Raw genomic sequence first — 11,597 nt, 5'->3', positions numbered from 1 at the left:
CCGTCCTCTTGCACCATCAATTTAGTTATGCTCTCTGCGGAAGAAAAAATGCGTGATTTCTTGCGTGGTAAAAATCTTTCATGGTTAAATGAAGAACTAGATCGTGTCTTACCTAAACAAATACGTGAAAATACAAGGAAATATTTTTCGAGCAACCTTTAATTGGTCTAGCCCCTGTCAGGTAGACAACATAAAAAAGAAGCAGCGAGCGTGTTTCGATATTCAATCTGCGTCTGCGCGCGTTTCTTTAGTTTCTTTTGTATTCGTTTGTAATTGTAATCAGAGATGTAATTCTCAAGGGCTTTCTCTATCTCTTCTTCTGGATACACTTGTCTATATACAACTTCTCTCTTTTGAGGTATGAGAAAAACGATTCTACACAGGCATTATCCAGGTAGTTTCCTTTTCGAGAGTGGCTACCCTTGATAGTTCTTTGTTGTTTTCCATAGATGCGCCTGAGATCCAGAATCGTTTACATACCCCTTTTTGAATCTGCCCCGTCGTTAACACATAATAAAAAGGGAGTTGCAGTTAGCAACCCCCACTTAAACTCATCCAACCTATTATCAAAACATGTCCTCTAATGCTAATCTTAAGTTTAGCGCCACTCAACAATTTCATCGAGATTTTGTCTGGATCCGTTTGCCGATATCCGAAAGCGACCATACAGGATACACCGAAATCGTTAGCGTTCTTAATGATACCCTCATTTTGTAAAATAGAGGTCAACTGCTTTTTATCAAAACCTTCGATCGGACAGGAATCAATATCGATTTGAGCCGCGGCTGTCATCATGTTACCCAATGCTATATATGTTTGTTTGATTGACCATTCAAAAACGAGACGGTCATTATCTTCTAGTTCTGTTTCGACAAAGAATTTGTAGAAACCCAAATGATCTTGCATAACTTCTTCAGGCATATATGAATGTCTTTCATCATTTTGGTCACGTAAACCGAATCATGCCTTATACATCTTCTCTTCTGGCCAATTTAACGACCAAATGGCTGGCAGTGGGCGTTTGGGCCCGGTTTCTGAAGATAAAAATAATATTAAATGTATCCGAAACAAGTACTACATGAGGATCGCTTAGAGTTCTTATTTTTCAATTTCGGTTTGCCCCATTGCAATAGCAATTCTATTCCAGGTGTTAATTTGATTAATGATTAAAACAAGGTCAACATACTGTTTTTCGTCATAGTAGTTACGTACTCGTTGATAAAGCTGATCTGGCACACGTTTTGTCGGGATTAACGTTACGTGCTCTGTCAACTCTAAAGCTACTTTTTCTGCTTCTGTGTAAAAGTCACACTCTTCCCAAGCACTAATACCATATACTCTTTCTTCTGTTTCACCCATTTTCAGGACATCTGTTGTGTGCATATACATACAAAGTGGACAGCCGTTAATTTGAGAAGCACGAAGTCTAATAAGTTCACGAAGTTTACGGTCTAAACCTGTGGATACCGTGTACTTATCCAATTTCTCAATGATTTTAAGTGCGTCTGGTGCTACATTGTAATAATCAATTCTTTGTGTCAATTTTATTTCCTCCTTAAAAAGTTTATTCAATTCAATTCAATAAAAAATTGATTCGGAGCTTATTGCCCTTCTTTAAATCAAATTCTATATCGGTCTGCAATTGTTCATTAATATGTCCAAAAGTTACATTTGTACATATTAAGGTACGTTTGTGACAAACATTCCCTTCTCCTAAATGAATTCCACTTTTATTAACTTCGTTTCACCTCCTGATTTTGGATTGGTCATTCCATTTTAACAAATCAATCTTAACAACACTTTTTTGGATTGTCCATTCCATTATTTGAAGAAGATAATCCACAGTAGCCAAATATTCGACTTCCGGTTCGCCATGTTCTTACGCTCGTCGCATTTCGATGATCCCTCTGCACAAGCTCTAATCAGTTTATATAAAAAAAAGAATGGATTCTGTTATCTAGCTTACATTTATGCTTAAATATTAAAAAACGTCCTAGTGAAGTCTCCAGGAACGTTTTCATAACTATTTAAATAAACGAAGATATTCACCCGAGCCTTCTTCTTTTTAGCTAGTCTATTGGGGAAATTTTAAGTGCAGCTTGAATCATTTAATTGCAACTCACGGAGTTCCACCAAAATTGAAAAATTGTTTTGATTTTACAATTCACTTCTAACTAAGAGTGAGTCAAACAAACATAGTTATTAAAAAGCCGTCGCGTGCTTTTCTGCATCTGATATACCCTTGCGAATAATATCATCTTCTTTCTCTCGGTCAAAGTCATGTCCCTCCACATATAATACTTCTACATCATGTATACCTATGATATTGAGCACTTGTTTTAAATACGGATGACTATGATCCATTTTCGCAAGAGGTCCTTGCGAGTAAATTCCGCCACTTACTTGAATATGAATAGCTTTTTTATCTTTCAAATGTCCAACAAGACCATTCTCGGTGTAATGGAATGTTTTCCCTACTACTACAAAGGAATCAATGAATGCTTTTAATCGTGGTGGAATTCCCCAGTTCCACATAGGAGATACAAATAAATTTACAGATATGGTAGCGAGCGCAGACAAATACGCTCCCCTATTTTTTGTTCATAGCTAGTTAGTTCTTGTCCTTTTCCATATGGATGCTTAGCATAATCTAACTCAAAAATGCTTTTTTGCTGTTCTTTTAATAAAACGGTATGATATCAATGTATTACTAAAAATGCGGGTGATTCTATGTGGAATATAAATCGTAAAAGTAATGTCCCTCTCTATCAGCAAATTTCATATGAACTTGAAAATAAAATAACTAATGGCGAATTACCTCCAGGGAGTTTGCTTCCTTCAGAGAGAAAGTTAGCAATTCAGTTAGGTGTAAACCGAAGTACAATAGTTCTTGCATACTCTGAACTTCGCTCCAAGGGTATTGTAGAATCAATCCGTGGAAAAGGAACACAAGTTAATCAGATTAGAATTGGCCAGTCAAATTTACATACTCCTAGTTGGGGTACTTATGTAGAAAACGGTAACATACTGCCGAATCTTCCTTTGCTTCTGAGGTCTCGGGATGCTGCTCAAAGCCCATCAATTATTGATTTTGCAAGTGGGAAACTATCTGAGGATTTAGTACCTACCGAAGAAGTAAATCAAATATTAAAAGAGTACTCTTATCTTCCTAATCAGGGATATGATGGGCTGCAAGGATATCTTCCTCTTAGGGAAGCATTGGTTTCCTTTTTAAAAGAATACAAAAATATTCATGTAACTGCAGAGTCAATTTTGATAACTACAGGCACTCAACAATCACTTTTTTTAATTGCTCAAAGTCTACTTTCTCCAGGAGACGCTATAGCGGTGGAGAACCCTTCTTTTATACTTTCATTGCCAATGTTTAGATCAGCTGGGTTGAGGATATATCGTGTTCCAACGGATGAAAATGGTATTTGTCCTGAAGAGATAAGCTACTTTTATAGAAAATATAAAGTTAAAATGCTGTTTGTTAATCCAAATTATCAAAATCCTACAGGTACCACTTTATCTCCTTCAAGAAAGGATGTGTTGCTTGAAATTGCTCGCGAGCTGGGATTGCCAATTGTCGAAGAAGATTCGTATAGTCTGGCCACTTTTGATAATCAGCAACCTTCTTCACTCAAGGCGTCGGATTCGACAACGAATATTCTTTACATAGGATCATTATCGAAAATTGCTGCTGCTGGTTTGCGTATCGGCTGGGTAGTCGCACCTCAACTTGTTATAAAAAAACTTTCAGATGTTAGACGTCAAATAGATATGGGATTTAATATCATACCACAGCATATTGCTTCTCGATTTATAGCTTCCCATTATTTCAAACCTCACATAAAAAAGTTAACATTAAATTTATCTAAAAAGTTAGACTTAACGATTAATGCATTAGATAAAGAATTGAGTGGACTTGTAGATTTTAGAATTCCATCAGGAGGTTTACATGTATGGTGTAGGGTAATTCCGGAAATAAGGGACGACAAGACTTTACTAGAGGAATCGATAAAACGTGGAGTTGTATTTGTACCAGGAAGTGTATATGGAGCTAAACAAGGTTTTATGCGACTTACATTTGCTCGACCTAATGAGAATGAGATTGATAAGGGCATAGCAAGGCTTGCCTCAGCAATTAAGGCTTCACTGTAATCATAAAAGTTAAATTGAATGGACATTTCTCAATTAACAAGGAAAAGGGCAATTAGCAGATCAAATATTGCCCTTTATCATACTTACTGTAAAAATAGGATATACGCAAAAAAAACTCTTAAAAATAGAGGCTGCAGAAATTTTATTTGCGGGCTATTAATAGGTAAACAAAATACGGTGCACCTAGTATTGCGGTTATAATACCAGCAGGAATTTCAAGTGGAGGATGAACGACCCTTCCTGCCAAATCAGCAATCATAACAAGTAAAGCTCCAATCAAACCTGAAACTGGTAGATAATACTTGCTGTCATTTCCGACTAATAGCTTTGATAATGGAGGCACAACTAACCCAACGAATCCAATTGTTCCTGCAATTGATACAGCACTTGCAGCCAGTCCTACTGATGTTGCAAGCATTAGTAGCCTAGTACGATTAACTTGCATTCCTATGCCAATTAATGATTCATCGCTCAGTTGCAATATATTTAGATATCTGTAGTTTAAAATTATTATCACCAAACCAGCTAGCGTCCATGGCCAAAGTAATTCAATATGTTGCCAAGAACGTGCATACAAACTTCCTTTTAACCAAATTAAAGCTTGAGAAGAATTTAATGCATATTTCACTATCAAAAAAGTGATAATAGCAGTAAAACCTGAAGACACTGCTACTCCAGTTAACACCAATCGAAGCGGTCTAATCTCTCCTTTTTGATACGAAAGTGAAATAACAATGATAACAGAAATGATAGCTCCCAAGAATGCGAATAATGTTATCATGCCAGACATGGTAGGAAAAACAAGCAACACTATGATGGCACCTAAACCACTGCCAGATGAGACACCAACAATATCTGGTGATGCAAGTGGATTTTTTGTAATACTTTGCAATATAGCTCCTGCAATCGCCATATTTATACCAACTAAAAAAGCTATTATCATTCTAGGCATTCTATATTTTATTGATAAGCTATTAGGCTCAATCATTTTCGAAAACGAAATATCCACTGCACCAACTTTTAAACTCATAAAAGCTGTAAACAAAATCAAAAAAACCAGTATTGTTACAATATAAGCAAAAGGAAGCTTTTTCATCTAAAGTCCCCTCCTCTTTTCCTCAATAAATAAAGAAAAAAAGGAACCCCAAGAAAAGCAGTTATTATTCCAACGGGTATTTCAACTGGAGAAAAAACCCATTGCGCTGCAAAATCAGAAGCTGCAAGTAGGGATGCCCCCAACAATGCTGACATTGGCAAGACAACCTTATGATTAGATCCCACAATTCTTTTGACCATATGGGGGACTATAAGTCCAATAAAACCTATGGGACCTGCAACTGCTACTGAACTTCCTGTCATTATAATGATAAGCAACCCTAAAATTTGTCTAGTGCGTATTATTTTTAACCCCAGCCCGCTTGCAATTTCTTCGCCTTGAGCAAGAAGATTAATATTATTAGCAAAAAAAATAGCAATCGTTATCGAAGGTATATTTAATATCCAAGCTATTTTGTTGTCAGCCCATTCGGCTCCAGAAAGTTTACCAGCCATCCAATATAGTACTTCTGACAACTGAGTTTCATAAAATAATATAAAACTCGTTGTAAATGCCCCCATAAAAGCACTGATTGCAACTCCTCCCAGCAACAATCTTGAATAATCGTTTGCATTGTAATAACTAAGTATAAAAAGTATTCCAGATACTATACTCGCACCAACAAATGCCCCGATAAGAATTGCAAATGAGTTTTGATTTCCACTAAATAACAAAATTGAAAGAACGGCAAAACAAGACGCCCCTTGATTAATTCCTATTACCTCTGGGTCAGAAAGAGAATTAAGTGTAATCACTTGCAACAAGCAACCAGCAGTAGCCAAAGCGGCTCCGAGCACTATTGCTAATAAAAGGCGAGGAACTCGAATGTTCCAAATAGTATAGAATAACAAGGGATCGTCATTACGAATAACCGTTTCAAATGTAAGTCCTTCAATCTTATATGTAATTGAAAATAAAGAAATGACAATAAGAAACATTAACAACAAACTATAAATTAAAATTAAATTAATTACTTTATTATGATTTGATGGTTGTTTAATCATAAATTCTATAATATTTTCTCCTTATTAGTCACATGAAACATTATATTTCCATTAATAAGCATCTTACAGCTAATTATTTTGTAGATATAACCGAGAGGGCTTCATCTATAATTTTGCTTCCAGCTATTGGTCCTCTGGCTCTGGACCATAGATCTCTGTCAACGTCTAGAAAGTGCTTTTCTTTCACAGATGTTAATTCTTTAAATAAAGGATTTGACTTCAACTTGCTATAATCGTCTCCGTAAATCATAATGTAATCTGGATTGATTTCATGTAATTTTTCAAGAGTCATCTTGACTCCTTCTCCTTTACCCTCTAAAGCGGCGACTTCTCCATTAAATGCATATTCAAAGCCAATTTCACTTAACAAGGTACCAATAAAAGAATTCTCCACCCATACTGTAAATTCATCATCAAAGTAACCAACTACTAAAATCGAGGGTGAATTATTGATTGTGTCCTTAGCTTTATTTACCTTGTCCTCCAATTCAGTAATAACTTGAGTCGCAACTTCCTCCTTACCAACGATAGCACCAATACTTTTCACGTTTGATAAAATCTGTTCAAAGTTGGCATCATCAAATGCTATTGTTGAAGAAATGTCTTCTAATTCTGTTTGAATCATACTGTGACGGTCAACGCTAGCAATGATTAGGTCAGGGTTTAATGAATGAATCACTTCAAGATTCGGTGCTTTACGTTCACCTACATCCGATACTTCATTTACCTTATCTGTTAAATAATCTGGGATTTTAGTGGTTCCAACACCAGCATTTCCAATTGGAGTGACCCCAAGAGCTGTCAATGTGTCAAGAAAAGAAAAATCCAAGGTAACGATATTTTCTGGCTGTTTTTCTATTTGATAGTCCCCCCATTCATGTGAAACTGTTGTTTTTTCGATATGCTGATCACTATCCACGTTAGTCGAATTAGAAGGTTCTGCAATAGTTTCATTATTAATACTTTGGCTGCAACTAACTAGAGTTATAATTAACAGAAACACTCCACTGAAAAATATGATTTTTTTTAACATATGTATCCCCCATTAATGATATTGATAATTATTATCAACTAGAATAATAAACTATATTGTTAAATTCGGCACCATCCACTTAAAAAAACTTATAACCAGCCAATTTCAATAATAATCCGAAAAAAATATAAAAGTGCATTTTAAGGTAAGCATCTAATTAATAGATTAATTTTAAATAATTACTGGTACTATTTCGTTATTGTTGAATAACTTAGTGGGCGCAATAGTAAAATTCAGCAAAATATTGCGAAGAAATGTACTTAAAGTAACTGGCAGTTTATCATTCCTGTAATCTTTATTTTTGAGTTTTGATAAAAAAAGGGCTCCTCTGTAAGATATGAGTAAGTCACAACTCTAACTCAACTCAGGAGGAACCCTTACTATGAAGTTCACGTAGCCAAATGTCCAAAAGCTAGTCCTTACAGTCATTTAAATGCAATCGTAGGAGGATTAAATCCTGCGAATAAGCGCGTATTCGTGAGAAAATTTTTAAACTGCGGGAGTTAATAAGGGTACATAGCCAAAAACATGAATTTTGTCGACTAAGACAACTTTAAATTAAATATAGCTGATGAATATAGGATCTAAAATAGATACCCTTATTTACTAACTTTTCATTTTGTTCTACAACAAATTGAGTTCCTTCCTTTTGTTTAAGTGATGAACTTTTTCCATTGGTGGTTCTAGTCTTTGATAAAAGTAAACGATATACTCTCTCACATAATGAAAATTGTTTTGATTTTACAATTCACCTCTAACTGAGTGTGAGTCAAACAAACATATTAAAAATCCTTCGCATGCTTTTTTGCATCTGATATACCCTTGCGAATAATATCATCTGCTTTCTCTCTGTCAAAGTCATGTCCCTCCACATATAATACTTCTACTTTATGTATACCTATGATATTAAGCACCTGTTTTAAATACGGATGACTATGATCCATTTCCGCAGAAGGTCCTTGCGAGTAAATTCCGCCACTTACTTGAATATGAATAGCTTTTTTATCTTTCAAAAGTCCAACAGGACCATTCTCGGTGTAATGGAATGTTTTCCCTACTACTACAAAGGAATCGATAAATGCTTTTAATCGTGGTGGAATTCCCCAGTTCCACATAGGAGATACAAATACGTATTTGTCTGCGCTCGCTACCATATCTGTAAATTTATTTAGAGCATTGATTTTTTGCTGTTCGACTTGACTCAACTCTGAAAATGGAATTCTCCCTCTTCGCATTCTATCCCAGCCATTAAGAATATCGCCATCAACTATTGGAAATTCCTCCTCATATAAATTTATTTCCTTAATCTCATCATTTACATGAGATTCGTAATAAGCTTTAAGAAAAGCCTGTCCTACTCTATAACCAACGGAGCTTTCAACTGATTTTGGATTAGCAGTAATGTATAGAACTTTCGACATGTTAAACCAAACTCTCCTCTTTTGTTAAATTGAGGAAATGCCAAATTAATGATCAATTTGACATTTCCTTTTTATTGAAGTGTTTCTTATTTAGTAGCCAATCTTGAAGCAACTCTTTGTAATACTTCACTTGGTTCTAGTAAAGCCAGTACCTTTCGCCCAGTTTTTGCACTTTTAAATTGTTATAGAATCTCGTACATAGGCTCCGTTACTTTTTGTTCTTGGCGAGTTAGCTCTTTTTCTTTTAGAGGTTTTTCCCATGAACTTAAAACGGTTTGATCTATCATAGGCACCACACAACTCTACATATATTAATCGGAACAAGTTGCTTCGCTATCAGGTATTAATTCATCTACTTTTGGATGTGAGTAAATGATAAGTGTTTTGTTCATTTGTATTTCTCCTTTCAAATGAATTTTTAGTCTATAATTGGAGACCGAATAGATCGGCGATTGATTAGGTCATTAATATAAATGGTATAATTATTTTTGTCAAATTAAATAAATAAAATATCAAACACTCTAAATATTCCTAAGATGCAGTTTTTTACAACCTTTAAATCCAAAAGCAATTGAGTTCATATTCAGTTTTAGTGTCAGGGTTGAAAATGTATTACATTCTCTTGTTTATTTAATTGTGGTTCACTCCAAGGAAAGTTGATGGAATATACGATTTGGGAGGGTTCCAATGACTTTCAGAGACATTTCTTTCAAAAGTTTTCGGTAAAGTAACTAAAACTGATATAATACACTCTGTCCCTGGTGTAAGAGGATCTAGGTTAGCTAAGTCCCCAGAGGATATTTCCTTTTGGGATGTAATAGAAGAGGGAGCAAAACCTGTTTTTAAATGTAAAAACATTGTAAAGAAAAGTCTACTATATCGAGACCAAGACTTCTTTTTCGGAAGAAATATACAAGAGTTTCTCCGTGGTAAAACTCTTGTATGGTTAGATAAGGAGCCTAACCTTGTTTTACCTGAAAAACTAAGAATAGATACTCGAGGAATACTTCAAAAAATAAACTACCAGAGTGCATTAAAAGTACTCTTGAAGTTGTTTTATAAGGTTACCGAACTGACTGGTATTTTTTCTTACTCTGCTTAAACACTCGATTGTAGAAGAGCCATGATTAAAGCTTATGAAGGTCTTAAGCCCTTTTTAACGGTAAACTTGATACAAAAGGATTCTACTTTACGTTCTACAAAATCTTGAAGTAAGCCTACATACCTTTTTTCCTCTCCATCTATAATCCGTACCAAGGATAGCAAAAGTAGTTTCAGACTTTTTCACATTCTTGGTTTCCCGGATGGATGCTTTTTACATAATCGGCTATTTGTTCTGGCGTCTCTGTAACTTCTTGCCCCTATTATCATCGTTTCCGAATTTGCAATGACTGTTCTATAATGCGTTATCCCAAATGGAATCTAATATTTCCATATGTGACTTAAGTTCGACTCCTTAACTGTTCGTGTTAAAGGTATATTTATATAATTTATTGGAAATTTTATATATATCGAGCAATGGCGAATTCCACACTCAAAAACTCCCAAGTCTAGGCGCTTGCTGCATTCTAGAATGTATATCTTCAAAAAAACGGGTAGAAATTCATCAAGTAAGAGCATATTCGAATTCTCCCACACCATTGAAAATAGGTGATTTATGAACATACTTATTCAAATATCATTAGCATTGTTAATAATAATATATGGCATTTACATGGTATTCTTCCTATGATAGAAGGGTAACGCCATTGCTTATAGTGTTTCATTCCAGCCCCGGCTATCCAGACACCGTTCAATACTTGCTACAGAATATCTAATCCACCAAACTGGCCTCTTTCATTCAGATGAAGGCCATAAGCAGAGAAGTCCGGCCCCTGGTAATTACAAACGCCCTTGTACTTGTTATGCTTACAATCAGCACCCGATTCTTGCCTCTGAAAAATTCCATCTCCTCTCCCTGTTTAAATCGATGATTTGATCTTCCAGGGCGAAGGAGAATAAATCTAATTGCCTTACCATTTGCCGAATTGATTAAACTCTGCTTCCCATTCCTTTTCTTTTTTCTTGGTCCACAATTTGAATATTATGAATGGTACTTTTAACTGATAAATACCTACAGCTACTAAGATAAAAATATTATAATCTACATTCATTTCAAGCCCCGCATCCAGTACCCAAGCCGCTATCCAACCTATACCTGCACAAACGGCTCCCATCCCGGTGAACATTATTGTTACTAACAGCCATATTATAAATGTTTTCATCTTTTTCCCCTCCAATTTTCATGAAACATACAGAATTTGTTTATTAATCCTCATATACATCAATTTCCAGGTCCATATCAGGATTCTCAAGTTCAAGCTTAACAGCCATAATTTCTTCAACTTCACTTTCAGGCCTAAGCTTTCCCTCATAGTACAGCTCGCTTTCTTCGCACCCAGCTAACTGGATCGTTGTAATAACCACTAATAAAACCAATACTTTTTTCATCTATTCAACCTCCAAAGGGCAGCTGATCTGTAAGTTCCAGAAACCATTGTTTATCATTTGTAGATAATGCTAGGTCAATGAGGGCATGCAGATCTTCTTCTTCAACCAGTCTTACAAAAGGAGCAAGAACCTCTCTCCCTATCCAAATAACTATCTCAACATGACATCCTTTTGGATCCTTAGTGAGTTTCACTATATAACCTTCTTCGTCTATAAGTCGATATAAAATATAGCCGGTAAAACCTTTTAATCGAGTTTGAATTACCTCCACCCAATCCCCATTTGCAAATGATTTTTTGCTAGTTTCCAAGACCCGGCCCCCCTAGAATATAGACAATTGCTCATATCCGTTAATTCCCACTACATTTCCTTTATAAATGTGATCGTTT

12 protein-coding genes and 3 pseudogenes are annotated in these 11,597 nt (G+C 35.4%); 3 read left to right on the top strand and 12 right to left on the bottom strand.

The features are described from left to right. A pseudogene (locus tag DFO72_RS27320) lies at positions 1-162 on the top strand (Rrf2 family transcriptional regulator); the annotation flags it as partial. A gap of 5 nt (positions 163-167) precedes the next feature. On the opposite strand, the gene DFO72_RS30210 reads toward DFO72_RS27320, so the two are convergent. The 4 genes from DFO72_RS30210 to DFO72_RS27300 form a co-directional block, all read right to left on the bottom strand. After that, positions 168-362, bottom strand: a complete 195-nt coding sequence (locus tag DFO72_RS30210; protein WP_432207048.1) for an IS3 family transposase — start codon at positions 360-362, stop codon at positions 168-170. A gap of 169 nt (positions 363-531) precedes the next feature. Then, positions 532-921 carry a nitroreductase family protein gene (locus DFO72_RS27310; protein ID WP_113885669.1) on the bottom strand — a complete coding sequence of 130 codons (390 nt, stop codon included), beginning with the start codon at positions 919-921 and terminating at the stop codon, positions 532-534. Positions 922-1,098: 177 nt separating this feature from the next. Then, a complete protein-coding gene (locus DFO72_RS27305) occupies positions 1,099-1,542 on the bottom strand; it encodes a carboxymuconolactone decarboxylase family protein (RefSeq protein ID WP_113885670.1) in 444 nt (147 codons plus the stop codon). Between the two features lie 660 nt (positions 1,543-2,202). After that, positions 2,203-2,580, bottom strand: coding sequence for an FMN-dependent NADH-azoreductase (locus tag DFO72_RS27300; protein ID WP_243856290.1), 378 nt, complete (start codon positions 2,578-2,580; stop codon positions 2,203-2,205). A gap of 150 nt (positions 2,581-2,730) precedes the next feature. Here DFO72_RS27300 and DFO72_RS27295 point away from each other — a divergent pair, with 150 nt between their 5' ends. Further along, a complete protein-coding gene (locus DFO72_RS27295) occupies positions 2,731-4,164 on the top strand; it encodes a PLP-dependent aminotransferase family protein (protein ID WP_113885671.1) in 1,434 nt (477 codons plus the stop codon). A gap of 142 nt (positions 4,165-4,306) precedes the next feature. Here the strand turns inward: DFO72_RS27295 and DFO72_RS27290 are convergent, their stop codons facing one another. The 5 genes and pseudogenes from DFO72_RS27290 to DFO72_RS30205 form a co-directional block, all read right to left on the bottom strand. Beyond that, positions 4,307-5,260, bottom strand: coding sequence for a FecCD family ABC transporter permease (locus tag DFO72_RS27290; RefSeq protein ID WP_113885672.1), 954 nt, complete (start codon positions 5,258-5,260; stop codon positions 4,307-4,309). Further along, on the bottom strand, positions 5,257-6,264 hold the full coding sequence (locus DFO72_RS27285) for a FecCD family ABC transporter permease (protein WP_113885673.1): 1,008 nt from the start codon (positions 6,262-6,264) through the stop codon (positions 5,257-5,259). Before DFO72_RS27285 ends, DFO72_RS27290 begins: the two co-directional genes overlap by 4 nt. A gap of 73 nt (positions 6,265-6,337) precedes the next feature. Then, a complete protein-coding gene (locus tag DFO72_RS27280; RefSeq protein WP_113885674.1) occupies positions 6,338-7,297 on the bottom strand; it encodes an ABC transporter substrate-binding protein in 960 nt (319 codons plus the stop codon). 782 nt (positions 7,298-8,079) lie between these two features. Further along, complete coding sequence (locus tag DFO72_RS27275; RefSeq protein WP_113885675.1) at positions 8,080-8,718, bottom strand: FMN-dependent NADH-azoreductase; 639 nt, start codon at positions 8,716-8,718, stop codon at positions 8,080-8,082. A 185-nt stretch (positions 8,719-8,903) separates the two neighbouring features. Next, positions 8,904-9,110 (bottom strand): annotated as a pseudogene (locus DFO72_RS30205) (FMN-dependent NADH-azoreductase); the annotation flags it as partial. A gap of 187 nt (positions 9,111-9,297) precedes the next feature. Here DFO72_RS30205 and DFO72_RS27265 point away from each other — a divergent pair. Beyond that, positions 9,298-9,820: pseudogene (locus DFO72_RS27265) on the top strand (Rrf2 family transcriptional regulator). A gap of 910 nt (positions 9,821-10,730) precedes the next feature. On the opposite strand, the gene DFO72_RS27255 reads toward DFO72_RS27265, so the two are convergent. The 3 genes from DFO72_RS27255 to DFO72_RS27245 are packed head-to-tail and all read right to left on the bottom strand — an operon-like array spanning position 10,731 to position 11,518. After that, positions 10,731-10,982 (bottom strand): hypothetical protein, encoded by a 252-nt coding sequence (locus DFO72_RS27255; protein ID WP_113885676.1) that lies wholly within the window; start codon positions 10,980-10,982, stop codon positions 10,731-10,733. Positions 10,983-11,025: 43 nt separating this feature from the next. After that, on the bottom strand, positions 11,026-11,208 hold the full coding sequence (locus DFO72_RS27250) for a hypothetical protein (RefSeq protein WP_113885677.1): 183 nt from the start codon (positions 11,206-11,208) through the stop codon (positions 11,026-11,028). 4 nt (positions 11,209-11,212) lie between these two features. Next, the gene (locus tag DFO72_RS27245) at positions 11,213-11,518 is read right to left on the bottom strand and encodes an IDEAL domain-containing protein (protein WP_113885678.1); all 306 of its coding nucleotides are present in this window, start codon (positions 11,516-11,518) and stop codon (positions 11,213-11,215) included. Between the last annotated feature and the right edge of the window lie 79 nt (positions 11,519-11,597).

The sequence above is a fragment of the Cytobacillus oceanisediminis genome (genome assembly GCF_004366035.1).
GTDB classification, from domain to species: Bacteria; Bacillota; Bacilli; order Bacillales; family Cytobacillaceae; genus Cytobacillus; species Cytobacillus oceanisediminis_C.
Note: the sequence above shows the minus strand (reverse complement) of the source record. Positions and strands in the feature narration are given on the sequence as shown.